At 63.5% G+C, this 25,255-nt stretch carries 23 protein-coding genes; 14 read left to right on the top strand and 9 right to left on the bottom strand.

What is annotated here, in order from left to right; genetic code table 11:
- The first annotated feature begins 141 nt into the window (after positions 1-141).
- Positions 142-327, top strand: a complete 186-nt coding sequence (locus tag NKH99_RS05340; RefSeq protein ID WP_023679490.1) for a DUF1059 domain-containing protein — start codon at positions 142-144, stop codon at positions 325-327.
- Between the two features lie 3 nt (positions 328-330).
- Here the strand turns inward: NKH99_RS05340 and NKH99_RS05335 are convergent, their stop codons facing one another.
- Genes NKH99_RS05335 through NKH99_RS05325 form a run of 3 tightly spaced genes read right to left on the bottom strand, consistent with a single transcriptional unit; the run spans position 331 to position 2,871 of the window.
- On the bottom strand, positions 331-1,599 hold the full coding sequence (locus NKH99_RS05335; RefSeq protein WP_352469725.1) for a CCA tRNA nucleotidyltransferase: 1,269 nt from the start codon (positions 1,597-1,599) through the stop codon (positions 331-333).
- Positions 1,596-2,228: a CoA pyrophosphatase gene (locus tag NKH99_RS05330; protein ID WP_353013049.1), complete on the bottom strand. Its 633-nt coding sequence runs from the start codon at positions 2,226-2,228 to the stop codon at positions 1,596-1,598. The genes NKH99_RS05335 and NKH99_RS05330 overlap by 4 nt, the downstream gene beginning before the upstream one ends.
- Before the next feature lie 13 nt (positions 2,229-2,241).
- Positions 2,242-2,871: a DUF1285 domain-containing protein gene (locus tag NKH99_RS05325; protein ID WP_352469826.1), complete on the bottom strand. Its 630-nt coding sequence runs from the start codon at positions 2,869-2,871 to the stop codon at positions 2,242-2,244.
- A gap of 144 nt (positions 2,872-3,015) precedes the next feature.
- Between NKH99_RS05325 and NKH99_RS05320 the strand changes: the two genes are divergently transcribed.
- From NKH99_RS05320 to NKH99_RS05305, 4 genes are read left to right on the top strand one after another with little or no spacing between them, the layout of a single operon-like run.
- On the top strand, positions 3,016-4,020 hold the full coding sequence (locus tag NKH99_RS05320) for an AAA family ATPase (protein WP_352450525.1): 1,005 nt from the start codon (positions 3,016-3,018) through the stop codon (positions 4,018-4,020).
- Positions 4,020-4,934: a DUF58 domain-containing protein gene (locus NKH99_RS05315; protein WP_352540998.1), complete on the top strand. Its 915-nt coding sequence runs from the start codon at positions 4,020-4,022 to the stop codon at positions 4,932-4,934. Before NKH99_RS05320 ends, NKH99_RS05315 begins: the two co-directional genes overlap by 1 nt.
- Complete coding sequence (locus tag NKH99_RS05310; RefSeq protein ID WP_353013046.1) at positions 4,931-7,753, top strand: DUF4159 domain-containing protein; 2,823 nt, start codon at positions 4,931-4,933, stop codon at positions 7,751-7,753. Before NKH99_RS05315 ends, NKH99_RS05310 begins: the two co-directional genes overlap by 4 nt.
- A 3-nt stretch (positions 7,754-7,756) precedes the next feature.
- Positions 7,757-9,844 carry a hypothetical protein gene (locus NKH99_RS05305; RefSeq protein WP_352770908.1) on the top strand — a complete coding sequence of 696 codons (2,088 nt, stop codon included), beginning with the start codon at positions 7,757-7,759 and terminating at the stop codon, positions 9,842-9,844.
- 172 nt (positions 9,845-10,016) lie between these two features.
- Here NKH99_RS05305 and clpS read toward each other — a convergent pair whose 3' ends face one another.
- From clpS to NKH99_RS05290, 3 genes are all read right to left on the bottom strand, one after another.
- Positions 10,017-10,322: an ATP-dependent Clp protease adapter ClpS gene (clpS, locus tag NKH99_RS05300; RefSeq protein WP_352540995.1), complete on the bottom strand. Its 306-nt coding sequence runs from the start codon at positions 10,320-10,322 to the stop codon at positions 10,017-10,019.
- A 256-nt stretch (positions 10,323-10,578) separates the two neighbouring features.
- Entirely contained in the window at positions 10,579-10,794 is a 216-nt protein-coding gene (locus NKH99_RS05295) for a hypothetical protein (RefSeq protein ID WP_352450529.1), read from the bottom strand.
- Positions 10,795-10,830: 36 nt separating this feature from the next.
- The gene (locus tag NKH99_RS05290) at positions 10,831-11,175 is read right to left on the bottom strand and encodes a hypothetical protein (protein ID WP_352469825.1); all 345 of its coding nucleotides are present in this window, start codon (positions 11,173-11,175) and stop codon (positions 10,831-10,833) included.
- 237 nt (positions 11,176-11,412) lie between these two features.
- On the opposite strand from NKH99_RS05290, the gene NKH99_RS05285 reads away from it, so the two are divergent.
- Entirely contained in the window at positions 11,413-12,129 is a 717-nt protein-coding gene (locus NKH99_RS05285) for a response regulator (RefSeq protein ID WP_352683911.1), read from the top strand.
- The gene (locus tag NKH99_RS05280; protein WP_353013043.1) at positions 12,126-13,535 is read left to right on the top strand and encodes an ATP-binding protein; all 1,410 of its coding nucleotides are present in this window, start codon (positions 12,126-12,128) and stop codon (positions 13,533-13,535) included. Before NKH99_RS05285 ends, NKH99_RS05280 begins: the two co-directional genes overlap by 4 nt.
- Before the next feature lie 236 nt (positions 13,536-13,771).
- Here NKH99_RS05280 and choV read toward each other — a convergent pair whose 3' ends face one another.
- The 3 genes from choV to NKH99_RS05265 form a co-directional block, all read right to left on the bottom strand.
- Entirely contained in the window at positions 13,772-14,953 is a 1,182-nt protein-coding gene (gene choV / locus NKH99_RS05275) for a choline ABC transporter ATP-binding protein (RefSeq protein WP_352540993.1), read from the bottom strand.
- Positions 14,950-15,804: a choline ABC transporter permease subunit gene (choW, locus tag NKH99_RS05270; protein ID WP_254819158.1), complete on the bottom strand. Its 855-nt coding sequence runs from the start codon at positions 15,802-15,804 to the stop codon at positions 14,950-14,952. The genes choV and choW overlap by 4 nt, the downstream gene beginning before the upstream one ends.
- A gap of 118 nt (positions 15,805-15,922) precedes the next feature.
- Complete coding sequence (locus NKH99_RS05265; RefSeq protein ID WP_292660734.1) at positions 15,923-16,858, bottom strand: choline ABC transporter substrate-binding protein; 936 nt, start codon at positions 16,856-16,858, stop codon at positions 15,923-15,925.
- Positions 16,859-17,094: 236 nt separating this feature from the next.
- On the opposite strand from NKH99_RS05265, the gene NKH99_RS05260 reads away from it, so the two are divergent.
- The 7 genes from NKH99_RS05260 to NKH99_RS05230 all read left to right on the top strand — a co-directional run bounded on the left by NKH99_RS05260 (position 17,095) and on the right by NKH99_RS05230 (position 25,254).
- Complete coding sequence (locus tag NKH99_RS05260) at positions 17,095-17,706, top strand: thymidine kinase (RefSeq protein ID WP_352770904.1); 612 nt, start codon at positions 17,095-17,097, stop codon at positions 17,704-17,706.
- Positions 17,707-17,833: 127 nt separating this feature from the next.
- Positions 17,834-18,214 (top strand): c-type cytochrome, encoded by a 381-nt coding sequence (locus NKH99_RS05255; RefSeq protein ID WP_352469717.1) that lies wholly within the window; start codon positions 17,834-17,836, stop codon positions 18,212-18,214.
- Positions 18,215-18,429: 215 nt separating this feature from the next.
- Positions 18,430-19,518 (top strand): hypothetical protein, encoded by a 1,089-nt coding sequence (locus NKH99_RS05250; RefSeq protein ID WP_352450536.1) that lies wholly within the window; start codon positions 18,430-18,432, stop codon positions 19,516-19,518.
- A gap of 35 nt (positions 19,519-19,553) precedes the next feature.
- Positions 19,554-20,699, top strand: coding sequence for a hypothetical protein (locus NKH99_RS05245; RefSeq protein ID WP_353013039.1), 1,146 nt, complete (start codon positions 19,554-19,556; stop codon positions 20,697-20,699).
- 24 nt (positions 20,700-20,723) lie between these two features.
- Positions 20,724-22,634, top strand: a complete 1,911-nt coding sequence (locus NKH99_RS05240; protein WP_352744309.1) for an AAA family ATPase — start codon at positions 20,724-20,726, stop codon at positions 22,632-22,634.
- 195 nt (positions 22,635-22,829) lie between these two features.
- Positions 22,830-23,759 (top strand): IS110 family RNA-guided transposase, encoded by a 930-nt coding sequence (locus NKH99_RS05235; protein ID WP_352687259.1) that lies wholly within the window; start codon positions 22,830-22,832, stop codon positions 23,757-23,759.
- 196 nt (positions 23,760-23,955) lie between these two features.
- Complete coding sequence (locus NKH99_RS05230; RefSeq protein ID WP_352680874.1) at positions 23,956-25,254, top strand: DUF6638 family protein; 1,299 nt, start codon at positions 23,956-23,958, stop codon at positions 25,252-25,254.
- Position 25,255 lies beyond the last annotated feature (1 nt).

Raw genomic sequence — 25,255 nt, 5'->3', positions numbered from 1 at the left:
AACGGTTCGATCGTGTTATGCTTAGCTGGCCAGCGTGTAGCCCGGATTCCGTACGCGGTTTCCGGATCGCGCAATCAAAGGTCTGGAGCTTCCGTGTCAGTGCGCTGTGCGGCGCTCCAAGGAGGAGATGAGGAGAAGCCGATGAAGGAATTCCATTGCGGGTCGCTCGTACCCGGCTGCGAGTGGCACACACGCGCCGAGGAGGAGGCTGAGGTCATGCGCCGTGCCGTCGAGCATCTGCGCGAGACGCACGGCGAGACGGTGATCCGCGAGACGATGATCGAGGCGATCCGCTCGCGCATCGAAAAGGTCCGCGACGCAGCGTGACAGTCAGGATTCGAGTGCCTCCGCGGCGCGCTTGAGCAGCGCGCCGCGATCAAGCGCAAAACCGGACTCGACCCATTCCTTTTCGAGATTTTTCAACGTTGCACCAAGCTTCGGCCCCGGTGATGCGCCAAGCGTCGTCAGATCGGCGCCCTTGACCGGAAAAACAGGGTTTTGCCATTTTGCAGCAAAGGCAAGCAGGCGCGAGAAGCCGCCGGCTTCGAGCAGTGCGTCATTGTCTTCGACCGCGCGGGATCGAGCGGAAGCGAGCAACAGCCGCAACCGGTCGACAAAGCCTTGGCGGTCGCCAAAATAAAGCCTTTTCGCCAACTCTCCTTCAGTCGTTTTCGGATCGACGGCAGCCGTGATCGCCCAATTCCGCAGCCGGCTTGCTTCGCTCACGGAAAGCCTCAATCTCTCGGCAAGCGTTTTCATGCGCGCGGCATCCGGCGGCACGATGGATTCCAGCCTGAGCAGCGGGTCCGGCGCCCAGGCCAGGTCCTTCTCGGTCTTGGTCAGCCCGTGGATGGCATCGATGCCCCATTTCTCGCTTTCCGGCAAAACGGCGGTCAGAACGCCGGCCTGGCGCATCCACAGCAGCGCCCGCGACGGATCTGGCGCCGACAGCAATTTCTTCAATTCCCACCAGACGCGCTCGACCGAAAGCTGGTCGAGCCCCTGCTTCAGCCGAGCACAAGCCTTCAACCCTTCGGCATCCGGCCTACCGTCGCCATACCATGCGAAGAAACGGAAGAAACGCAGGATGCGCAGATAATCCTCGCGGATACGGGCTTCCGGATCGCCGATGAATCGCAGCCTCCGCGCTTCGATATCGGCGATACCGCCGACCAGATCGACGACCGTTCCATCGGCCTCGGCATAGAGTGCATTGATGGTGAAATCACGCCGCTCAGCGTCGGCTTTCCAGTCGCGGCCGAACGACACTTTGGCGCGCCGGCCGTCGGTTTCGATATCGGCACGCAGCGTGGTGACCTCATAGGCCTTGCCGTGGCCGACCGCGGTGACTGTGCCATGCTCGATGCCGGTCGGTACCGTCTTGAAGCCTGCCGCCTCGGCGCGCCGGATGGTTTCCTCGGGCACCGTGGTGGTGGCGATGTCGATGTCGGCGACCGGCTGGCCGATGAGCGCGTTGCGCACCGCACCGCCGGCGACACGCGCCTCCTCGCCGCCATCAGTCAGCGCCGCGAGCAGGCGCTGCAGGTGGCGTTCGCCGAGCCACCCGGCCTTGTCCGCGATCGACACTGGATCGCTCACGAATAGAGCCTTTCATAAAGCGTACGGATGATGCCCGCGGTGACGCCCCAGATGCGCTGGTCGCCATAGGGAATCTCGTAATAGAACCATTCGAGGTCGTTCCACATGCGACTGTCTCTGGTGTGGTTGGCGGGGTCCATCAGAAAGCCCAGCGGCACCTCGAAGACGGCATCGACTTCGTCGGAATTCAGCGTCAGGCTGAAACCGGGCCGCACAATCCCGAGCACCGGGGCGATGCGATAGCCGCTGCCGGAAACGTAGTCCGGCAGACGGCCGACGATCTCGATGTAATCCCTATCGAGACCGATCTCCTCGAATGTCTCGCGCAACGCCGCCGCTTCCGGGCTCGCATCGGTTTGATCGATGGTACCACCGGGGAAAGCCACCTGCCCCGAATGGTTGCGCAGCTTTTCCGCCCGCCTGGTCAAAAGGACCGTGGCTTCATGGCCATGATCGACCACCGGGATCAGCACGGCGGCATCGCGCAGCGCCTTGGCCAGCTTCAGCCTGGGATGGCCCGGATTGAAGCGGTGGTCGCCAAAATCGTCGCCGGCATGCGCCAGCGGCTGCGCCGCGACGCGCTGGCGAAACCCGGCAACGGAAAACGGCAACGGCATCACCTGATCCATCATAGGCGGTCCATCATGCGCTCAGCCGTTTCAGTTTCTCAGCCGGCATGATTGGATAGACCTCGCCTTTGGAACGGACGGCAAACATCCTCTTGCCACCGATGTCGATCTCTTCGCCGTGCTCGACCAGCTCGTACATCACCGGCCGTGCCACCAGCGCCTCCAGCCGCCCGCGCACCAGCACATAAGGCTTCAGGCCACCTGTCTCGTCCTCATCGACGAAGCGCAGCGGGTGTCCCGCCCCAGCCTCGACCACGTCGCCGACATTGGTGCGAAAGGTGATGATTTGTCCGTCGCCGACGCCCGACACGTCCATCTCGACGGCAATGAAGGGCGCGTCGGCGACGCGGATGCCGACCTTTTCCACCGGCGTCACCAGGTAAGTCCTGCCGTCCGCGTCCTTGCGCAGCACTGAGGAAAAAAGCTGCACCAGCGGCATCCGGCCGATCGGCGTTCCCAGATAGAACCAGGTGCCGTCCTGCTTGATTTCCATGTCGAGATCGCCGCAAAATGCCGGATTCCAGCGTTCCACCGGCGCCGGCCCCTTACCGGCGCGCGTCGCGCGCGAGACCAGCGCTTCCAGCCCGCGCGCCTCGGTCGCGGCCGTCAGGCTCTCTTCACGATGGTCGGCGGCTTCCGTCATGGTCACGAAATAGTCACTGTTGTTCCGCTTGTCAGCCTAAGTCTGTGATTTAAGTTCATTGCAGGCGCATGCGAAGCCGAATCGCGGCATTCTCTGCGGCACCAAGGTGCCAAGCGGTGTTTCCAACAGAAGGATCGATGCTGCATGAGCGTTATGATCAAGGAAAGCCCAATCAGCGAAAAGGACATGGTGGCGCAGGCCGAGAAAGCGCTGGCCGACATTTCGAGGGTCCGTGACGGCGTCGGCCGGGTCATTTTCGGCCAGGAAAGCGTCGTCGAGCGCACGCTCGTCGCATTGCTGGCCGGCGGCCATGCACTGCTGGTCGGCGTGCCCGGCCTCGCCAAGACCAAGCTGGTCGAAACGCTGGGCATCGTGCTCGGCCTCGATTCGCGCCGCATCCAGTTCACGCCCGACCTGATGCCATCCGACATTCTCGGCTCGGAAGTGATGGAGCAGGATGAATTCGGCAAGCGCTCCTTCCGCTTCATTTCCGGGCCGATCTTTGCGCAACTGCTGATGGCAGACGAGATCAACCGCGCCTCGCCACGCACCCAGTCGGCGCTGCTGCAGTCGATGCAGGAATACCACGTCACCATTGCCGGCGTGCGCCATGATCTGCCGTCACCGTTCCACGTTCTGGCGACGCAGAACCCGCTGGAGCAGGAAGGCACCTATCCGCTGCCGGAAGCGCAGCTCGACCGCTTCCTGATGCAGGTCGATATCCTCTACCCCGAGATCGAGGCGGAGCGCCGCATCCTGCTGGAGACCACCGGTATCGAGGATGCCAAGGCTGAAAACGTGCTGCAGCCGGCGCGGCTGAAGGACATCCAGACGCTCATCCGCCGTATGCCGGTGCCGGAAAGCGTCGTCGAGGCGATCCTCAAGCTGGTGCGCTCAGCGCGCCCCGGCCAGGGCAACGCCGATACCGACAAGCACGTCGCCTGGGGCCCAGGCCCGCGCGCCAGCCAGGCGCTGACGCTGTGCACCCGCGCCCGCGCCCTCTATGACGGCCGGCTGGCGCCGTCGGTCGACGACGTCCGCGCGCTCGCCGAGCCGGTGCTGCAGCACCGCATGGCGCTGACCTTCGCCGCCCGCGCCGAGGGCACCACGGTTCGCGATGTTGTGGCGAAGCTCGCGAAAGGGATTTGATGGCGCGCATCGGTGAAGCGCAGGCACCGGCAGCGACGCGCGATGCGCTCGCCAGAGGCCGGTTGCGGGCTTCGTTGGTGCCGGATCTGCTGGTCGAGGCGCGCCGCATCGTCAATACGGTAATTGCCGGCTGGCATGGCCGCCGCAAGCGCGGTATCGGCGAGAATTTCTGGCAGTTCCGGCCCTATGTCGAAGGCGATTCCTCGCGCATTGACTGGCGCCGTTCCGCCCGCGACGACCACACCTATGTCCGCGACCGTGAATGGGAGGCTGCACACACGGTGTGGCTTTGGGCCGATCCCTCGCCTTCCATGCTCTACAAATCGACCGGGGCCAGCGTTTCCAAGGAATCGCGCGCCCTGGTGCTGACGTTGGCCATGGCCGAGCTTTTGTCGCGCAGCGGCGAGCGTATTGCCTGGCCGGGCCTGACCGACCCGTTCACCGCCCGCAATGGCGCCGAGCGCATCGCGGCGCAACTGATGCACGCCGGCGACCTGCCGGCAAAGCCCGATCTATCCGGCATTCGCCGGTTCTGCGACATCGTCCTCGTCAGCGATTTCCTCGACCCCGTCGAGGACACTATTGCGTGGCTGGACGTTCCCGCCCGCCACGGCGTGCGCGCCCATCTGGTCGAGGTCGCCGATCCGGCCGAGGAAAGCTTCCCCTATGCCGGGCGCACCGAATTCACCGATCCTGAGACCGGCGACAAGCTGACCGCCGGCCGCGCCGAAATGCTGGGCGAGGAATATCGCCTGCTTTATGCCGCCCGCCGCCAGGAACTGGCCGCCTGGTGCAAACGGCTTGGCTGGAGCTTTACCGTCAATCATACCGATCGCCTTGCCTCCGAGGCGCTGGTGCGCATCCACATGGCGATGACCGCCGAAGGCAGCTTTGCCGGGAGGGCCCGCGCATGAGTTGGCTGCCGCTCTCCTTCGGGGCGCCGATGGTGCTGTGGGGCCTGCTGGCGCTGCCGGTGATCTGGTGGCTTCTGCGGCTGACCCCGCCCAGGCCGCAAGCCGAGGTGTTTCCGCCGCTCAGGATTCTCGCCCGCGTGCTGAGGCGCGAAGAAACGCCGCAGCAGAGCCCTTGGTGGCTGACGCTGCTCAGGCTGCTGATGGCCGCGCTTGTCGTGGCAGCACTTGCCGAACCCGTCTTCAACCCGCGCGAAAAGCTGCCGGCCGAGGGCGCCGCCCTGGCGCTGGTGATCGACAATGACTGGGCAAGTGCCGCCGACTGGGGCAAGCGGGTCGCCACCGCCGAGCGGCTGATCGCCGATGCCAATTCGAACGGCGTGCCGGTGCTCATCGCTTTCACCGCCGAGAAGCCGAATGCCGAGATCGGTCCCTTCGATGCCGCTGCCGCGCTCGACCGGCTGCGCGCGGCAAAGCCGCGGCCGATCCCGACCGACCGCCCCGCCGTCTACGCCCGCGTCGCGTCAGCCCTGGAGTCGCTGCCGGGCGCAAGCGTCGCAGTGCTCGCCGATGGCTTGGCGGCGCAAGGCGACGAAGCCGCCTTCAACACGTTGTTGTCAAAGAACGCGGCACGTGTCGTCTGGGCCGTCTCCGACCGGCTGTCGCTGACCGGCCTGACCGGCGCCGACAACCAGGTCGACGGCTTCGCCCTGACCGCCATCCGCGCACCGGGCGATCCGGCACCTGCACAGGTGACGGCCGGCGCGTTCGACGACAAGGGCCGCCGCATTGCCGACGCAACGCTGACCTTTGCCCCGGGCGGAACCACCGCAACCGGCACGATGGCGGTGCCGTTCGAACTGCGCAACGACTTCGCCTACATCGCGCTCGATGGCGAGCGCCAGGCCGGTGCCGTCCGCGTGCTCGATGAGAGCTCAAAACGCCGCCGCGTCGGGCTGCTGTCGCAGTCCGAGGCTGATCAGGCGCAACCGCTGCTGTCGCCGCTCTACTACATTCGCCGCGCGCTGCAGCCCTTCGCCGATCTCGTCGAGCCGTCGAGCGTCGATCTCGCCGACGCCATCCCGCAACTGCTCGACCAGAAACCGGCGATGATCGTCATGGCCGATGTCGGCACCATTCCGGAACAGGCGCGGCAGAGGCTGGTCGACTGGGTCGACAAGGGCGGCACGCTGGTGCGTTTTGCCGGTTCGCGGCTGGCCGCCGCCGGCAATGACGACGATCTGCTGCCGGTCCGGCTGCGCACCGGCGAGCGATCGCTTGGCGGCGCGCTATCATGGACGGCGCCGCAGCCGGTCACCGAATTCCCGAAAACCGGTCCCTTCGCCGACCTCGCGCCGCCCACCGAGGTCACCGTCACCAGGCAGGTGCTGGCCGAGCCGACGCCCGACATTGTCGAGCGCACCTGGGCCACGCTTGCCGACGGTACGCCGCTGGTGACCGGGATGAAGAAGGAGAAGGGCACCCTCGTACTGTTCCACGTCACCCCCGAGGCGACGTGGTCCAACCTGCCGATCTCCGGCAGCTTCGTCGAGATGCTGCGGCGCATCGTGCAATTGTCGCGCAACCAGGGCGCGGCTGTCGCCAATGCCGAGGCCGCCGCCACGTCGCTGGCACCCTATCGTATGATCGCCGCCGACGGCACGCTGGTGCCGCCGACGCCGGATGCCAGGCCGCTGGTGCCCGGCGCCGGCCCGCTGCCGGTGACGCTGGAAAACCCGCCCGGCCTCTACGGCTCGGAGACGGGAGTGTTCGCTCACAATCTGCTCGGTGGCGACAGCGCATTCACGCCGCTGGCCCGGCCTGAAATCACGGTGCCGGTCACCACCATCCAGTATGCCTTCGACGAGCAGCACAACCTCAAAGGTCCGCTTGTCACGGCCGCTCTGGTGCTGATGGTGCTCGACACGCTTGCCGTATTCTGGATGGGCGGCCTGTTGTCGCGCCGGCCGCGCCGTGCCGGCGCTGCGGCCACGGCAGCCGTCCTGCTGATTGCGCTCGGCGCTTTGATTGGCCACGCGGACGTCGCGCGCGCCGACGACGCCAAACCGGGAGATACGGAGGCGATCGGGGACATTTCAAAGACCCGGATCGCCTATGTGCTGACCGGCGAGCCGGGTGTCGATTCGATCAGCCGCGCCGGGCTCGAAGGCCTGACCCGCTTTCTTATCGAAAAAACCGCGCTCGAACCCGGAGCACCGGCCGGCGTCGACATCTCGAAGGACGAACTTTCCTTCTATCCGCTGATCTACTGGCCGATCGATCCCTCGGCCCCGATGCCCAGCGAGGCCGCCATCGCCCGCATCGACGCCTACATGCAGCAGGGCGGAACGGTCTTGTTCGACACCCGCGACCAGTTCGCCAATGGCATTGGTGCGGATTCGACCAGCCCGGCGACGGAGCGGCTGCGCGACATCCTCGGCAACCTCAACGTGCCACCGCTGGAGCCGGTGCCGTCGGACCACGTGCTGACCAAATCCTTCTATATCCTTCCGGAGTTTCCTGGCCGTTTTGCCGGCAGCCCGCTTTGGGTCGAGGCATCGCTCGAAGCCAGCAACACCGAGAACCGCCCGGTGCGCACCGGCGACGGCGTTTCTCCGATCATGATCACCGCCAATGATTTCGCCGGCGCTTGGGCCGTCGACGAGAATGGCGACCCGCTATTGCCGACGGTGCCTTCGGATCCGATGCAGCGCATCTATGCGCTGCGTGCCGGCGTCAACATTATGATGTACATGCTGACCGGCAACTACAAATCCGATCAGGTGCACGTCCCGGTGCTGCTCGAACGGCTGGGGCAATAGACCATGAACTGGTCGCTCGCCTTCGAACCGCTCATCACCTGGCCGCTGCTCGCCGTGGTTCTGGTGCCGCTGCTGCTGCTGTCCCTCGCCGGCCTTTGGTTTCGCCAGCGCGGCGCGGTCTTCCGCCTGGCAGCCCTGATTGCGCTGGCTGCGGCGCTGCTCAATCCGGTGTTCCTCGACGAAGAGCGCGAGCCGCTGAAAAGCATCGTCGCCGTCGTCGTCGATCGCAGCCAGAGCCAGGATATCGGCGACCGCACCAAGCAGACTGACGCGGCGTTGGCCGGGCTTCAGCAGCGTCTCGGCCGCTTCAAGCAGTTCGACGTCCGTGTCGTCGAAGCCGGCAAGTCCGAAGCCGCTGACGAGCGCACCGAGACGCGGTTGTTTTCCTCGCTCGAAAATGCTTTCCGCGACGTGCCGCCATCGCGCATCGGCGGCGCCATCATGATCACCGATGGCGAGGTGCATGACGCGCCGTCCGGCGCACCCGATTTCAATGCCCCGCTGCACGCGCTGATTACCGGCAACGAGCATGAAAAGGACCGTCGCATTCGCTTCGAGAATGCGCCGCGCTTCGGCCTCGTCGGCAAGCCGCTCGACATGACCTATCGCGTCATCGCCACCAACAACGAAACCGGCCCGGTCGATGTCCGCGTATCGGTCAATGGCGAGCAGGTATCGGTCGAGCACGCCAACATCGGCCAGGCGATGCCGCTGCAGGTGACCATTCCCAGCGCCGGGCGCAACATTGTCGAACTCGCCATCAACCACGAGCCGGGCGAACTCACCGACACCAACAACCGCGCCATCGCGCTGATCGACGGCATTCGCGAAAATCTGCGCGTATTGCTCGTTTCCGGCGAACCGCATGCGGGCGAGCGCACCTGGCGCAATTTGCTGAAATCCGACGCTTCGGTGGACCTCGTGCACTTCACCATCCTGCGCCCGCCGGAAAAGCAGGACGGCACGCCGATCAACGAATTGTCGCTGATCGCCTTCCCGACGCGCGAGCTGTTCGTCGAGAAGATCAAGGATTTCGACCTGATCATCTTCGACCGCTATCAGCACCGCGACGTACTGCCGATCCTCTATTACGACTATATCTCCGAATATGTCGAAAAGGGCGGCGCGCTGCTGATCGCGGCAGGCCCCGAATATGCCGGCGAAAGCTCGATCGCCCGCACGCCGCTGATGTCGGCGCTGCCGGCAATGCCGACCGGCGAGGTCATCGACAAGGCCTTCTATCCGCGCCTCACCGATACCGGCCAGCGTCATCCGGTAACGCGCGGGCTCGACGGCTCCGCGACCGAGCCGCCGCACTGGAGCCGCTGGTTCCGCACCATCGGCGTCGAGAACCCCGAGGGCGAGGTGGTGATGAAGGGCGCCGACAACCGGCCGCTGCTGCTGCTCGATCGCAAGGGCGAAGGCCGCGTCGGCATGCTTCTGTCCGACCAGGGCTGGCTGTGGGCGCGCGGCTTCGAGGGCGGCGGCCCCCATGTCCAGCTCTACCGGCGCATCGCCCACTGGCTGATGAAGGAGCCCGAACTCGAGGAAGAGCGGCTGACCGCCGACGGCCGCGGCATGGTGCTTGAAATCCGCCGCCAGACGATGAGCGACGACCCCGGCCCGGCGCAAGTCATCACGCCGTCCGGCAAGGCACTGATCGTCAGGCTCGAGAAATCCGAACCAGGCGTCTTCCTCGGCAGCGTCGAGACCAACGAAATCGGTCTCTATCAGGTCGGCAATGGCGACCTGACGGCATTGGCCCATGTCGGGCCGGTCAACGCCCCGGAATTCACCGACGTCGTCTCCACCGAGAACCGGCTGAAACCACCGGCTGAGGCAACCGGCGGCAGCGTTCGCCGGCTGGCGCCGGCCTCAGCACTTGGCACTCTCACCAGCACCGTCACGCTGCCATCCGTAGTCCCGGTCCGTTCCTCGGGCGCTGCCTCCGGCGATGACTGGATCGGCCTGCGCACCACCGACGACAGCGTACTCAAGGCCGTCTCGCGCGTGCCGCTGTTCGGCGGCTTCCTCGGCCTCGGCCTGCTGCTTCTGGCGATGGGCTCGATGTGGTACCGCGAAGGGCGGTAACGCGGTTTATCCTTCTCCCCTTGTGGGAGAAGGTGGATTGGCGCGCAGCGCCAAGACGGTTGAGGGGTGCTGGACGGAGTGCCGTCCTTGCCAAGCTGGAACACCCCTCATCCGACCGAGCTTCGCTCGGCCACCTTCTCCCACAAGAGGAGGAGGAAGAAAGCGAACCGCCCTACTCCTCCGGCTCCGTCGTGAACATCAGCGGGTAGCCCTTGGCCTTGCCGGCATCGGTTGCCCGCGCCGCCTTGGTCTCGGCGACATCCCTGGTGAAGACGGCGACAACGCAGACGCCGCGCCGGTGCGCGGTGATCATTATCCTATGCGCCTGGTCTTCGCTGAGCTTGAACTCGGACTTCAGCACCGTCACGACGAACTCGCGCGGCGTGAAATCGTCATTGACCAGGATGACCTTGTAGAGCTTCGGCCGTTCGACCTTCGGCTTCGTGCTGGTACGGGGTTTTGTCGTGATTTCAGGCATTGGACCGGCAATTGCGTACGACAGCTTTGCGGTCATTTTGACATGGGCAAAAGCGGTCGTCCATTCAACCGCGCGCGATCGGCTTCCCGGCAGGCGCAGTTCAAAGTCCGTGCCTATGTGGGAACTGCCGTCTGGCGTTCAACCGGGGGTGTGGGCCGGGCCTGGCCCTATTGTATGCACGCAACAAAAAAGACGACCGCTCCAGGCAAATCGCAACTGGAGCGGTCTTCTCATAGGGTAGAAAGATGTCGCTTGATCAGGCCTTCGGGGCTGCCTTGACCGCGTGCTTCTTGTGCTTCTTGACGGTCTTCTTGGCAGCGACCTTCTTCACGGCCTTGGCCGGCGCAGCGGTCGTCGTTGTCGTCGCAGCCGGGGTGGTGGTCGCGGCATTGGCGCTGCTGGCGCCGAGAACCGGCATCGAGACGGCCAGCGCGATGGCGAGACCGAGGGCGGAGAGGAGGGACTTTTTCATGGCTTCACTTCCTTTTTGTGCAGATCGGATTGAGTGTCACTGAACGGGATCGATCGGTGTCACTCCAAGCAGCTTCAAAGCGTTCGCGAGCATCCGGATTCCCTGTGCCTGTTTCTTGTTGGCGCAGAACCGGTTTCCCTTTCTTTGAAGTGCTTTCGCCGCGGTGACCTGCGTTGCCGCGGCATGGGTTTCGAGGGCTTCGTCAAACTGGCGGTTCAGATCGATGCAACGCTCGCTGCGGGTGGTCGCCACCTTTGCATCGGCCGCCTTTGCATTGGCCACCTTCGCATCGGCCAGTTTTGCATCGGCATGTTCGACCGCGACCGTGACGAGCGAAATGGAAAGCAACGCACCCATCAGACTGATCGAGAACCTTTGCATTGGTCTGTCCGTAATCCCGTAACGCGTGTCGCAGCCGATGACCTGACCGCCACGGCACCACTTATGCCTTTGATTTTTTTCGGCAGTTTTTCCGGATTGTAGAATTTTGTTTCTGGATTGTTTCTGGGCAGCCCGGATCGGGCCGCCGATCTCCACTGGCCAACTTATGGCCTGAATTCTATCGTCTGGCTGACAGCCGAAGCAGCGCTTGGGCGATCCACAAATGACAGGTTCCCTGTGAAATCCGACCCCCACATACTGATCGTCGACGACGACAAGGGCATTCGCGACCTGCTTCAGGAATTTTTCCAGAAGCGAGGGCTGCATACATCGGTCGCCGCCGACGGCACCGAGATGGAGACCATCCTACGCCGCGCCCAGGTCGACCTGATCGTCCTGGACGTCATGCTGCCCGGCAAGAGCGGGCTGGAGCTCTGCCGCGAGTTGCGCGCCAATTATTCGACGCCGATCATCATGCTGACCGCGGTTACCGAAACTACCGACCGCGTGGTTGGGCTGGAGATGGGCGCGGACGACTACGTACCGAAACCCTTCGATCCGCGCGAGCTGCTCGCACGTATTCGTGCCGTCTTGAGACGCCATGGCGCCGCCGAACCGCGACGCGCCGCCTCGCGGCAGATCTACCATTTCGCCGGCTGGACGATGGACTGTTCGCGCCGCCGGCTGATGGCGCCCGGCGACGTCAGGATCGAGCTGACGATGGCCGAATTCAATCTCCTGCAGACCTTCGTCAAGAGCGCGCAGCGCGTACTGAGCCGCGAGCAGCTGATCGAGCTGTCCGGCGGCGACAGCGGCTACAGCTTCGATCGCAGCGTCGACATTCTGGTCAGCCGGCTGCGGCGCAAGATGGAGGATGACCCGAAAACGCCGAAGCTGATCTTGACGGTGCGCAGCGGCGGCTACCAGTTCCTGCCTGAGACGACCGCCGAATGAGACGCATTCTGCCGCAAACGCTGCCGGTCTGGGTGCTGCTCATCGTCATCGCCGGCCTGCTGATCAGCCAGATCGCGACCCTCTACATCGTTTCGCGCGACCGTGCCGCCGCCAATGACGTCGTCGATCTCTACCGGCTGAACGACCGCGCCTTCTCGCTGGTACAGCTGATGCATGACGCCACCCCCGAACAGCGCAAGGCGACGGCCTCCGGCCTGTTCAACGCCACTTATGCGCTCACCGTTTCCAACACGCCCGCCGTTACTTCCTCGATAGCCGGCGACGACGAGCTGGCCGAACTGGAGGACATATTGGTCGGCCGGCTATCGAAGTTCGGCATCACCGACGCGCGGGTCCGCCGCGACCCGGCAACGCACGAAGCCGACGCTCCCGGCGGGACGGTCGCCGGTCCCGACATTGGCCAGGTCGAGCGCGACCTGCTGGTGCTGGCGGCCGATTTCGCCCAGAGCGACAAGCTGACCGCTTCGCTTCGCTTTGCCGACGGCCAATGGCTGAACTTCACCGAGCCGAACACGCCGGCCGGGCCGATATTGAGCTTCGATAGCCTGCCACTCTATGCCTTGATCGCCGGGCTGGTGGTGGCTTCCTCGATCTGGTCGCTGCGCCGGCTGACGGCGCCCTACCGGATGATGGAGACCGCGGTGAAGCGGATCGGCGAGGACCTGAAGAGCCCGCCGATCGCCGAGAGCGGCAGCCGCGAGGTGCGTACCGCGGCAAAGGCGGTCAATGCCATGCAGGCAAGACTGCGCGCCTACGTCGAGGACCGCGAGCATCTTGCCGCCGCACTGGCGCACGACCTGCGCACGCCGTTGACCAGGATGCGGCTGCGCCTCGAACTGCTGAGGAATTCGTCCGTGCGCGCCGCACTGGCGCACGACCTCGCCGACATTGAAGGCATCGCCAGCTCGGTCATCGACTTCGCCACTTTCGAGGTGACCGAGGAGAAGAGCGAGAGGATCGATTTCTGGTCGCTGGTAGAATCGATCGCCGACGGCTTCGACGAGGTCTCCTTCGACAATGAGGACACGCGCTCGCGCGGCCTGATCTGCGTCGCGCAGCCGGTCGCGCTACGGCGCTGTGTCACCAACCTCGTCCAGAACGCGGTGACCTATGGCAAGAGGGCGCATCTCAGCCTGCGTCAATCAGGCAAGACAATCACGCTGGCGATCCATGACGAGGGTCCGGGCATCCCGCAAGCCGAGCTCGACGCCGTGTTCGGCTCGTTCGTGCGCCTGGAACAGTCGCGCAGCCGTCAGACCGGCGGCCTCGGCCTCGGCTTGACCATCGCCCGCAACATCGCCCGTAGCGCCGGCGGCGAAGTCAGCCTGTCCAACCATCCCGATGGCGGCCTGATGACGGAGCTGCGCCTGCCGCTGGCGGTTTAGCTTGCGTATCGGGCTAAGCCGGCGTTCCTTCGCGCCCCCTCTGTTCTGCTGGACACCTCCTCCACAGGTGGGGAGATTGGCCGTCATCGCCGATTTCGCCAATTACAAACGTTGGAATGTGAGAGCCGTCCGCGAAGCCGCCGATCTCCCCCCAAGTGGGAGAGATGTCCGACAGGACAGAGGGGGGCGCGACAGAACTCGGCGTTTGGTCTTGGTTCTCTCCCCAAGGAGAAAAACTATCTTCGCAGCACCGCGCTCAACACATCCCTGACGCCGATGGCGCCGACGAAGCGCGACTGCTCGTCGAATAGCGCGACGGGTGCGGTCTGCGAGCGATGCATGGCCAGCATCACGGTCTTCAGCGAGGTGCCGGGATTGGCCCAGAATACCTGAGCCGTCTCCTCCGGCTGGGCTTCGACATCGGCGCAGGACACCCAGACCGCCGGCTTGCCGTCGCGCTCGGCCGCCGCCACCAGCCCATGCTCGTCGATCTTGAAACGCGTCGTCCTGCGCCGGTCGAGCCACACCCAGCCGTTCTCGCCATGTTCGAGGTCGCGTCGGTCGCGCATGACGTTCCACGCGGTCAGCACCGAGAGCGGGTTCACATTGGCGATGAAGTCGCGGACATAGTCGTTGGCGGGCCGCAGCACGATGTCTTCCGGCGCGCCTGTTTGCACGATGCGCCCGCCTTCCATGATGGTGATATGGGTGCCGATCTTCAGCGCCTCCTCGAGGTCGTGGCTGACGAAGATGATGGTCTTCTTCAGCTCGGCCTGGAGCTGCAGCAACTCGTCCTGCAGCTTGGTCCGGATCAGCGGATCGAGCGCCGAGAACGGCTCGTCCATGAGCAGGATCGGCGCCTCGGTGGCAAAGGCGCGCGCCAGGCCGACGCGCTGCTGCATGCCGCCGGACAGCTCATGCGCATATTTCTTCGACCACTGGTCGAGATGAACCAGCTTCAGTTGCCTGTTCACCCGCTCCTTGCGCTCGGCTTCGGGTACGCCGGCGAGCTCGAGGCCAAGGCCGACATTCTCCTCCACCGTGCGCCACGGCAGCAGGCCGAACTGCTGGAACACCATCGCCACCTGTTTCTGCCGCAGCCGCCGAAGCGTCGCCTCGTCGCAGGTGACGACGTCGACCGTGCCGTCGCCATCCTTGACCAGCACCTGGCCGCGCGAGACGACGTTCAGCCGGTTGACGGCTCTGAGCAGCGTCGATTTGCCGGAGCCGGAAAGCCCCATCAGCACCGAGATCTCGCCCTCGTTCACGGTGAGGCTGGCGCCGGCGCAGCCCAGTACGTTGCCGGTTTTTTCGAGGATCTCGGCTCGGGTGGCACCACTGTCGATCAGCGCCAGCGAGCCTGCCTGGTCGGCGCCGAAGACGATGTCGACATTCCTGAAATCGACGGCGACGGTCATTTCTTGCCTCCCACGCCGATGCGCGTCATCCGGTCGAGCACGATGGCGAGCACGACGATGGCGAGCCCTGCCTCAAGCCCGAGGTCGATCCTGCGCGAACCGAGCGCCCGGTTGATTTCCGTACCGAGGCCGCCGGCGCCGATCAGGGCGGCGAACACCACCATCGACAGCGACAGCATGATCGACTGGGTCAGCCCAGCCATGATGGTCGGCAGCGCTGAAGGCAGCTCGACCTTCCACAGCAGCTGGCGCTTGGTGGCGCCGAATGCCTCGCCCGCCTCGACGATCGATTTCGGCACCGAGGTGACGCCGAGATGGGTGAGCCGAACCGAGGTCGGGATGACGAAGATGATGGTGACGATCAGGCCGGGCGCGTTGCCGAGGCCGAACAGGGTCAGCACCGGGATCAGGTAGACGAAGGTCGGCAATGTCTGCATCAGGTCGAGCACCGGCAGCATGACGCGATACACCTTCGGCTTGTGCGCGGCCCAGATGCCGAGCGGCACGCCGATGGCCATCGACACGGCGGCGGCGGCGACCACCAGCACCAGCGTCTCCACCGTCTGCTTCCACAGGTTCTGGTTGAGGATGAACAGCAATCCGATGAATACCGCCAAAGCCAGGCCTTTCGAGCGCTGCAGGAAATAGGCGAGCAGAGCGATCAGCGCGATCAGCAGAACCGGCGGCAGCAACAGCAGCCCGTCGACGATGCCGTCGAGCAGGAAGTTGAGGCTGTTGGAAAAGGCCCTGAAGATGGTGTCGAAATTGTCGGTGAGAAAGCCGAAAAACGCCTTCCCCCATGCCCCGATGGGAATCTTGTAACTGACCAGGAATTTGGAGATCGGATCCATCTAGCCCCTCTTCTGCCGGCGCCGTCCTTCGCCGGACGGTCATCTTGTCACAGGATATGAAAAAGGGCAGCCATTTCTACCGTGGCTGCCCTTTGTCTCGTCATGCCAGATGGTCGGGTCAGCTTCCGAGCGCCGTTTTCACCGCAGCCGCCGCATCGCCGCCGTCGAAGGTGGTGACGCCGGCGATCCAGGGAGCGACCGCGTCCGGGTGCTTCTTCAGCCAGTCGGTCGCGACCGTATTGGCATCGCCGCCCTTCAGGATCGCGTCCATCATCTCGCCTTCCATGTCGAGGTTGAACTTCAGATTGGCGATGAACTTGCCGGCGTTCGGGCATTCGCTCATGTAGCCCTTGCGTACGTTGGTATGCACGGTGGCAGCACCAAAGCCGCTATCTCCCATCCCCTCGAGATAGGTGATCTTCATGGCGCCCATCACCGGATGCGGCGTCCAGCCGAGGAAGGCGATCCATTCATTGTTCTTCATCGACTGCTCGGCCTGGGTGAGCATGCCGGCCTCGGAAGATTCGACCAGTTCGAAGCCTTCAAGATTGGTCTTCGGATCCTTGATCATGTCGAGGATGATGCGGTTGCCGTCATTGCCGGCCTCGATGCCGTAGATCTTGCCGTCAAACTTGTCCTTGAACTTGCCGAGATCGGTCAGCGTCTTGACACCGGCATCGGCGACATAGGTCGGAACGACGATGCCGTAGCCGGCACCGCTGAGATTTTCGCTGACGGTCTCGACCGAGCCTTCGGCGGCATAGTCCTTGATGTCGTTGGTCATCGACGGCATCCAGTTTCCGAGGAACACGTCGAGGTCTTTGTTCTTCAGCGACGCATAGGTCACCGGCACCGAAAGCTGGATCACCTGCGGCTCGTAGCCCAGCGCCGTGAGCAGCACCGAGGCGACGCCGGTGGTCGCCTGGATGTCGGTCCAGCCGACATCGGACAGCCGCACCGTCTTGCAGCTTTCCGGATCGCCGGCGAAGGCCCCAGTCGTGGATAGAAAAGCCGCCAGGCCGAGGCCGGCGACGAATGAACTCATACGCGACATGAAAATTCTCCCATTTCAGTTCTCGGTGAAGCGAAGCGACGGTTTATCTCCGCCTTTGTTCCGTCAGCCAAACATCATTCTGCTGCGGTTTCAAGCACTAAGGCAATCACGAACAACGGCGCAGGCTGGCCGATCAGCGACACGCCCGCCGCTTTCCGGATGGAAGTCGCCTTTTCCCGGTGGAATGTAGGCGCTCCCCCTCCCCGCTTTGTTGCAACTCGGCTTAAAAGGACGGTATGGCCAAGCTGTACTTCCATTATGCGACGATGAATGCCGGCAAGACGACGATGCTGTTGCAGGCCTCGTACAATTACCGCGAGCGCGGCATGACGACGATGCTGTTCATCGCCGGCCACTACCGCAAGGGCGATACCGGGCTGATCTCGTCGCGCATCGGCCTGGAGACGGAAGCCGAGATGTTCCGCGACGGCGACGACCTGTTCGCCCGGGTCGCCGAGCATCACGACCACGCCACGGTCCATTGCGTCTTCATCGATGAGGCGCAGTTCCTCGAAGAGGAGCAAGTCTGGCAACTCGCCCGCATCGCCGACCGGCTGAACATCCCGGTCATGTGCTACGGCCTGCGCACCGATTTCCAGGGCAAGCTGTTTTCCGGATCGCGCACCCTGCTGGCAATCGCCGACGACCTGCGCGAGGTGCGCACCATCTGCCGTTGCGGCCGCAAGGCGACGATGGTGGTGCGCCTCGGCGCCGACGGCAAGGTGGCGAAACAGGGCGAACAGGTGGCGATCGGCAAGGATGTCTATGTCTCGCTCTGCCGCCGCCATTGGGAAGAGGAAATGGGCCGCGCCGTGCCCGACGATTTCATCGGCTTCACCAGAACCTGACCAGCGCTATTGCCTTCATCCGACCTCCCGGCCGACATTCGTTCGCCAATCGCGCCATCGTGCGGCGCTTGTTTAAGGCCTGCTTGCTATTTCAGAACCTCACAGCCAGAGCCGTCGGGGAGTTCCCATGCTTCGAGCCATCTCATCTGCAACTGCTTTCCTCATCGCCGGCGCTCTTGCCGCGCATGCCGACGGCGATGCCGCTCTCGGCAAGAAAGTCTTCAACAGATGCATGGCCTGTCATGAGGCCACGAGCGACCACGACAAGGTCGGCCCGCATCTGCTGGGTGTCGTCGGCCGCACCGCCGGCACCGCGGACAGTTATCTCAGCCGCTACTCGCAGGGGATGAAGGCCGCCGGCCTGGTCTGGGACGAAGCAAACCTCGCCGAATACCTGCGCGCGCCGCGGCAGAAGGTCCCCGGCAACAAAATGGCCTTCTCCGGCCTGACCAGCGACGACGACATCGCCAATGTCATCGCCTACCTCAAGGCCGATCCCAAGCCCTGAGCGTCGCTCCCGACCTAAAGTCCAGCCGCGGTTGAAGCGGTGTCTGATTGGACGGCAGTTACACCGTAATCATTGCCTGACTATCCTGCGGTCGGCCTCCTGAAATTCTTTTGTTTTCCTGTAATCCCATGTCTTCCGTCTTTCATTCGCCAAACCCGGCACATATATTCGCGGCGGTTTGCGAAACGAAACCGATGCCGAAGCGGGAGGCCCCAATGGCGACATTGCAGAATTTCGACGCCGAGATTGCCAAGACCAAGCAGGTCGTTGAGGACATGCGCACCAAGATCGAGCAGTCCGGTACTGTGCTCGACACGCTCGCCACCGCCGACAAGAAGATCGGCGACGCCAATTTCGACATCGAGAATGCCCGCATCGAGGACGTGCTGAAGCAGCAGAAGGTGATGGAAGGCAATATCGCCGACCTGATTATCGGCCTCGAGGACGCCACCAACGTCTTCGGCGCCGAATTCGAGAGCATGAAGAACTACACCGGCTGGGAAAATTTCGTCGGTGTCTTCTCCAGCCAGCGCAAGCAGCGCCTGCGCACCGACCGCGTCCGCAACATGTCGCTGGCCGGCAATCTGCAGGAGCTGCTGGCGAAATCCGACACCATCGTCGGCATCCTCAAGGCGCAGAAGCAGGTTCTCGACACGCGCTACAAGACCTCCGAGGCCAGCCTGTCGCAGGTGATCGAGCGCCGCAAGACCACCATGTCCAATCTCGAGACCGTGCAGAAACGCATCGAAGAACTCAACCCGATGCTGCTCGACATCGAGAACAAGATCGCCGCCTCGACCAGCCAGAAGGAGCGCACGCAGCTTGAAGGCGAACGCTCGAAACTGGCCACGGAATACAACGAAAAGCAGGCCAAGGAGCAGGAATTGCTGGCCGAAAGCCAGACGCTGGAGCGCTACACCTCGATGTTCCAGACCTTCGTTGATTCGCTCAACAACCAGATCGCGGCGCAATCGACGCTGATCAACAAGCTGACCATCGATACCGAGCAGCGCATCGTGCTGTACAAGGCGCTGGAAGATTCGCTGAAGACCGCCGCCCAACAGGATGTCGCCCACAAGATCAACACGCTGGGCAGCCAGGTCGACAACACCGCCGAAGAGACCATGGCCGGCATTGGTGCCGCCTCGCAAAAGCACATCGGCGATCTGCTTGAAATGCACGAGAAAAACATGGTCGCCACCGCCGACATCCAGCGCCGCAAGAAGCTTGCCGACGATGCCTTCGCCCGCCGCTTCGACGATGTGATGAAGAAGCACAATTCGGCAAATTACGTGCAGTCGTAATTGCTGCACGTGCACTGCTCCCAAGGGCTGGCAGCATGACCCCCGAAAACGAAGCTGCGGCGCGTTATTTCTCGGCGATCGCGGCGGCACTTGGCGGCCTCGAAGTGTTCATGCGCGACGATCGCTCGCCGCTCTACCGGCACGGCATCGTTGCCAAGGTCGTCGCCGAATATATTGCGCGGCTCGACAAGTCGTTCTCGTGCTGGCGCAACCGGCTGGGCTTCACAGAGACGTTCCGCATCTCGCGCGCCGAGAGCGGTTTTCCGGTCTTCCAGAACCTGCTCGAACTGGAAAACGACCGTCTCCAGGCTGACGGCCGTCTCGCCGTCATCCCTTCGGCCAGCGAGCTGCGCGAGGAAATGGCCGACTTCATCCTGCGTCACAAGGAATTCCCCGAAGCGCTGCAGAAGTCGATGGCCGAGCGGCTTTACCTCGAGGATGTCAAGAGCGAGACCACCTTCGGCCCGTTCACGCTGGCGCAGACGGTCAAGGTGTCGGTCAATCCGAAGACGCTGCGGCCCTATTATCTGGTTCACTGGGCCTGCTTCGACGGCAGCGCCAACCTGCCGCTTGTGTATATGGTGACGGTTGAGGATTCCTCGGACGACATGATCCGGCAGCTTGTCGACTCCGGTGGCAAACTTAATGAGAGGGTCGACATTCCGCTGCCGGTCGACGGCTTGCTCAATCCCGAGCTTGCCCATCGTTTCGACGATTTCACCGAGAAGAATTCCGCCTACGCGCTGTCGCCGGCGACCATCGCGGTCAACCTCGACAAGGATTTCGAGCCGCTGCATCCCAAGCAGCTGCGTCGCGTCGTGCTCGGCCCGTTCTATTCTGCAGGGATTACCGACAACAATTCGACGGTGAGCGAAGTGCTGGCCAAGGTGCGCAAGCCGGAAAACGCCTGGCTGCTGACCTGGACCATCCAGGAGGTCTTTTCCAAGGCCGAAAAGCCAGGCCGCAAGGGGCTGTTTTCGAGCGAAAAGACGACACAGGAATTCTTCATCAATACCGACGATCTCGAGGCCGCGCGGCAAGGCGTGTCGAGCTACGAGAACCATGCGCTGATTCCGCACGAGGCCTATCAGGCGCTCTATGCCGCCGGCGAGGCGCAGAAGATCTTTTCGGGCTACAAGGTCCACATCCTGTCCAAAGGGCAGGTCATCAGCGACGTCTGACCGTCAAATCGCGGAGCATCCTCCATGGACACCGGCCTGACCACTATCCCGGAAGCGGCAATTGAAAAGCACCGTGCCACTGCGCAAAGTTTCATCACTCGCATCGTCGTGCTGGAGGACCCATCGCGCGAGTCCGGCACCGCGCTTGCCGGCACCAACCGCCGCTTCGTCTCTACCGTCTCGGTCGGCTCGGTGCGCCGCACGCGCGAGGTCGAGCTCTCCAAAACCGTCGCCGCCGTCCATTCCGACGACCAGTTGCTGACCATCCCGCAGCACACGCTGTTGTTTCGCGCCCGGCGCGGCACAGCGATAGCGCTGGCCATATCGGATGTCTTCGCCGAGGGCTCGGACCTCGAAAGTCTGCAGGCGAAAAACGCCCGCTCGCCGCTCGAAGGCGATGAAGCTGCCACCTTCAAGAAGCTGCTGTCGGCCTCTGCCTACATCTCCGCCTTCAGCCTTGCCTCCTATTTGTTCCAGCTGATCGACAGCGACGGCGAGGCGCCGAACGACACGCCCGAGCCGGACTTTCTGTTCGACACGCCACAGGATGCGGTGAAGTCGATCGTGGCCGGGCTCGACAGGGCGATAGCAGGTTCGAAGGACGATGCCGACCTGATGACCCGGGCCCGCGCCTTTGCCCGCGTCGCCATCGACGGGCTGTTGGCGCGAAAGGGCCGCTTCGACGGCATCGGTCCGTTCGAGAACGCGCATATCCGCATCGACGTCGACGATTTTACCCTTGACGGCTTCGACGTCGCGCCGGGTAAGCGGGCAAAGCCGCTGGTGATGACCTTCAAAAAACCGGAAGAGGTCGTCGGCAACCACATCGCCAAATACCAGTCGGTCAAGCTTGCCAAGATGCTGATGGCCTACGATTTCGAGCGTGAGCTGAACCCATTCGTCGAACTCGGCGGCTTCCTGTTCACCTTTATCGGCGATGGCGCGCCCGGCACCGGCAAGACAACCTTGATCCAGATGATCGCTGGTCTTCTCAATGGTTATTGCCAGGTCGCCGGCTATCCCTTCGCCTACGAGAATTTCGGCGTCGACCAGATCTCCTCCTACCAGGGCAAGTCGGGCCAGAACTGCCGCCAGTTCATCAACAATGTGCTGAACCCGCGCGTCATCGGCTTTGGCACCATCGACGATATCGACCAGGTGGCGGCACGCCGGTCCGACGACCGCGCCTCGGCCGGCCAGCAGGAAATCACCGGCGTCCTGATGGACGCCTTTGGAGGTGCGGCGACCGTGGTGCGCGGCAACTGCTCGTTCGGCATGTTCTCCAACTATCCCGAAAACGTCGACGACGCGCTACGCCAGCGCGCCGGCGCGCGCTGGCTGGTCGATGGCCCGCAGAGCCGCGACGACTACATCGACATCTTCGTTCTGCTCGCCGGCAAGAACCACAAGATCCCGCTCGGCGACCACAAGCTCTATGCGGCGCAAGAGATCCAGCGCGCGGTGATGGAGGCCTATGAGGAACATGAAAAGCCGCAGGAAGACGGGCTGATGAAGGTCTATGAGCGCTACATGAAGGAAAACGGCGCGCCGAAGACGATGGCTGACATCGGCACCTATCTGCACTTGATCAAGGATGCCGAGCCGCGCTTTACCGGCCGCGCCATCAAGAACGTTACCGATGCCATCAAGATGCGCGCCATGGACATCGAATTGCCGGACGAGTGGTTCGAAAAGCCGGAAGCCTTCATGCACAAGGGTTACGACGACAAGAAAGCGATGATCGAGGAGCTGCGCGGGCCATTCTCGATGGACATGGTCATGCAGGAGATCAACCGCTATGCGGATTCCGAATTCCGCTATTCCGACAAGTCCGATGATGCGGCGGTGACCAAGATGATCCGCGACACCCGTCTGCGGGAGCGTGCCGTCCGCGAGATCGAGGGGTTGAAGAAAAAGGGGCTGTGGAATGCGTGAGATGCGCCGACGCCACCTTTGTAACTTGTTTCTTGCCGACTCTGCTATGAAGGCAGTGCGGTGGCGGACGGGAGACCGGAGCATCTTTGGGTGATCGAGCCCGTGGGAGAGCAAGGGTCTTCGTCCGCCGTTCCATCGAACCCGAACAGTCGCCTGGGCCGCAAGCGAAGCCCGATTAGGCAAGGATGGGACAGGATGGAAATCATTGTTGGCATCGACGTTTCCAAGGATCGGCTCGACGTGCATGTTTTGCCGTCGGGCGAGGCGTTCTCGGTGGAGAATGACCACGCCGGGGTGGAGGATCTGGTTCGGCGGCTGGCAGCCCTTTCGCCGGCCGTTGTCGGATTGGAGTCGACAGGCAGCTTCGAGAGACTGGCGGTCGCCGCCTTGGCAGGCGCCGGCCTGGCGATTGTCGTGGTCAATCCGGCGCAGGTGCGCGCCTATGCCAATGCACTCGGCAAGCGGGCCAAGACCGACCCGATCGATGCCGCCGTCATCGCCGCTTTCATCGCTGCGACCAGGCCGCAATTGCGGCCATTGCGCGACGCCGAAACCGAGGCCCTGGCCGAGCTCGTCGCCCGCCGGCGTCAGATCGTGCAGATGATCGTGGCGGAGGAGAACCGTGCTCGCACGGTCATCGCGAAACAGGCGCAAAAGAGCATCCACCGGCTGCTCGTCGCGCTTCGGCGTGAGCTGGCAAGCCTCGATGCGGGCATGGACGATCATATCCGCAAGTCCCCAGTCTGGCGGGTCAACGAAAAGCTGCTTTCCTCCGTGCCGGGTGTCGGTCCTGTCGTTGCCCGCAGCCTGATCGCCGAAATGCCGGAACTGGGCAGCCTCGACCGCCGCCAGATCGCCGCGCTCGCCGGCCTTGCGCCATGGACGAGGCAGTCCGGAAAATGGCGTGGCAAGAGCTTCATTGGCGGTGGCAGGAGCCACGTGCGCGCCGCCCTCTTCATGGCCGCCCTCGTCGCCATCAGGCACAACCCCGTGCTCAAGGCTTTCCGCGACCGCCTGGTCGAGGCCGGCAAGCCGAAGATCGTCGCCGTCGTCGCCACAATGCGCAAGCTTCTCACCATTCTCAACGCTATCGTCCGGGACCAAAAACCGTGGCAAACAGCTTGACAGCCAAGACAGTCGCTCTCCCCTTGTGGGAGAAGGTGGCGTCGAAGGCGACGGATGAGGGGTATTCGTCAAGCTGGAACACCCCTCATCCGACCGAGCTTCGCTCGGCCACCTTCTCCCACAAGGGGAGAAGGAGCGTTCGCGCCCCTCATCCGCCCTTCGGGCACCGTCTCCCCGTGAACGCGGAGAAGGAATAATGGCCAAGAAACCCGATCTGTTGCGCGACAACGAGCTGATCTACGGCCGGCTGCTGACGATCGACGAGCCGCATCTGATCCAGCGCTACAACAAGGCGATGGTCGCGTTCGGCTTGAAGCCGACCAAGCTGAAAAGCTTCGAGATCGACCGCACTGGCTTCTCGCCGCAGGTCGCCGAGGAATGCGGCGACTACAGCTACCTCGATCCGAACGAGGTCAACCGCCGCTTCATTATCCTGACGCCGTCGCAGATCGACCTGCCGGTGGTGCACACGGCGTTCTCCAACACCTCGCTGCTGATGTACGAGTTCATGTCCAAGAATCAGCGCGCCATCGATGCGCTGACGATCAAGGACGTCATCTACGGCGAGATCGAGGATTCGGTCCCCAAGGTCGACGACATCGAGGACCTGCTGTCGATCAACCAGGTCGAGTTCAAGGTGCTGTCGGCCGAGGATGTGCTCGGCAAGGCCGCCGAGCTCGGCAAGCTGGTCGACCGGCTGAAGCAGGAGCCGGATGCCTGGCGCGACAACGCCATGCTGGCCCACATGGTCGAGCTGGCGAAGATCTGCGGCGACATCCGCGAGAATGCGCTGGTGCCGGACCAGGTGATCTTCCGTCACAATGCCTATTGGACCAGCCATTTCGGCGGGCTCTATGTGTTCGTCGATCCCGACGTGACGACGGTGATCAGCGACCCCGCAGCGCCCGGTTTCCGCCGCTCGCGGCCGTGGCAGGTGAGTTACCTTTCGATCCACGATGCCGACAAGGTGTTCAAGTTCCTCGCCTCGACCGGCCGCATCGAGCTGCCGCGCGCCTCATGGATCGAAACCTCCGGTTATCTCGAGCATCGCGCCGAAATGGTGGTGCGCGCGCTGATCCGCGACGCCGATCCCGACCGCAATCTGACCGACGTCGACAAGGTCTGGCTGCAGACCTGGATCCACGGCCATACCGATCTGATCACCAGGGACGGCAATTTTCCCTTCCTCAACGCCGCCAAGCGCGAGATCGCCCAGCTCGGCCATCTCAAGATCGAGGACGTGTTCCCGCAGCAGCGCTTCCTGGTCATCCGCGCCAAGCCGGACCATCCCGACGCCTGGCTGACCAACCAGCTGATCTCGGACTTCGTGCCGCAGGACTTCGTTTCGCGTTACGTCTTCAACAAGCCGGGCTTCTACAGGGACTATGAGGGCTTCAGCGACGCCTGGCGATCGCATGTTGTGGACGTTCTGAAAACCACATATCTGAAGGACAAGGTGGCGTTTCGCACACGCCTCTACGGCTTGACTGACTGAG

Source organism: Mesorhizobium sp. M0854 (assembly GCF_040319815.1).
Taxonomy (GTDB): domain Bacteria; phylum Pseudomonadota; class Alphaproteobacteria; order Rhizobiales; family Rhizobiaceae; genus Mesorhizobium.
The sequence above is the reverse complement of the archived record's forward strand: the minus strand, read 5'-3'. Positions and strand labels throughout refer to the sequence as shown.

What these genes read in the sequence shown, in the direction of transcription:
- NKH99_RS05340 (WP_023679490.1), top strand. Translation starts at nt 142, where the DNA reads ATGAAGGAATTCCATTGCGGGTCGCTCGTACCCGGCTGCGAGTGGCAC.
- NKH99_RS05330 (WP_353013049.1), bottom strand. Translation starts at nt 2,228, where the DNA reads ATGGATCAGGTGATGCCGTTGCCGTTTTCCGTTGCCGGGTTTCGCCAG.
- NKH99_RS05325 (WP_352469826.1), bottom strand. Translation starts at nt 2,871, where the DNA reads ATGACGGAAGCCGCCGACCATCGTGAAGAGAGCCTGACGGCCGCGACC.
- NKH99_RS05320 (WP_352450525.1), top strand. Translation starts at nt 3,016, where the DNA reads ATGAGCGTTATGATCAAGGAAAGCCCAATCAGCGAAAAGGACATGGTG.
- NKH99_RS05315 (WP_352540998.1), top strand. Translation starts at nt 4,020, where the DNA reads ATGGCGCGCATCGGTGAAGCGCAGGCACCGGCAGCGACGCGCGATGCG.
- NKH99_RS05310 (WP_353013046.1), top strand. Translation starts at nt 4,931, where the DNA reads ATGAGTTGGCTGCCGCTCTCCTTCGGGGCGCCGATGGTGCTGTGGGGC.
- NKH99_RS05305 (WP_352770908.1), top strand. Translation starts at nt 7,757, where the DNA reads ATGAACTGGTCGCTCGCCTTCGAACCGCTCATCACCTGGCCGCTGCTC.
- clpS (WP_352540995.1), bottom strand. Translation starts at nt 10,322, where the DNA reads ATGCCTGAAATCACGACAAAACCCCGTACCAGCACGAAGCCGAAGGTC.
- NKH99_RS05295 (WP_352450529.1), bottom strand. Translation starts at nt 10,794, where the DNA reads ATGAAAAAGTCCCTCCTCTCCGCCCTCGGTCTCGCCATCGCGCTGGCC.
- NKH99_RS05290 (WP_352469825.1), bottom strand. Translation starts at nt 11,175, where the DNA reads ATGCAAAGGTTCTCGATCAGTCTGATGGGTGCGTTGCTTTCCATTTCG.
- NKH99_RS05280 (WP_353013043.1), top strand. Translation starts at nt 12,126, where the DNA reads ATGAGACGCATTCTGCCGCAAACGCTGCCGGTCTGGGTGCTGCTCATC.
- choV (WP_352540993.1), bottom strand. Translation starts at nt 14,953, where the DNA reads ATGACCGTCGCCGTCGATTTCAGGAATGTCGACATCGTCTTCGGCGCC.
- choW (WP_254819158.1), bottom strand. Translation starts at nt 15,804, where the DNA reads ATGGATCCGATCTCCAAATTCCTGGTCAGTTACAAGATTCCCATCGGG.
- NKH99_RS05265 (WP_292660734.1), bottom strand. Translation starts at nt 16,858, where the DNA reads ATGTCGCGTATGAGTTCATTCGTCGCCGGCCTCGGCCTGGCGGCTTTT.
- NKH99_RS05260 (WP_352770904.1), top strand. Translation starts at nt 17,095, where the DNA reads ATGGCCAAGCTGTACTTCCATTATGCGACGATGAATGCCGGCAAGACG.
- NKH99_RS05255 (WP_352469717.1), top strand. Translation starts at nt 17,834, where the DNA reads ATGCTTCGAGCCATCTCATCTGCAACTGCTTTCCTCATCGCCGGCGCT.
- NKH99_RS05250 (WP_352450536.1), top strand. Translation starts at nt 18,430, where the DNA reads ATGGCGACATTGCAGAATTTCGACGCCGAGATTGCCAAGACCAAGCAG.
- NKH99_RS05245 (WP_353013039.1), top strand. Translation starts at nt 19,554, where the DNA reads ATGACCCCCGAAAACGAAGCTGCGGCGCGTTATTTCTCGGCGATCGCG.
- NKH99_RS05240 (WP_352744309.1), top strand. Translation starts at nt 20,724, where the DNA reads ATGGACACCGGCCTGACCACTATCCCGGAAGCGGCAATTGAAAAGCAC.
- NKH99_RS05235 (WP_352687259.1), top strand. Translation starts at nt 22,830, where the DNA reads ATGGAAATCATTGTTGGCATCGACGTTTCCAAGGATCGGCTCGACGTG.
- NKH99_RS05230 (WP_352680874.1), top strand. Translation starts at nt 23,956, where the DNA reads ATGGCCAAGAAACCCGATCTGTTGCGCGACAACGAGCTGATCTACGGC.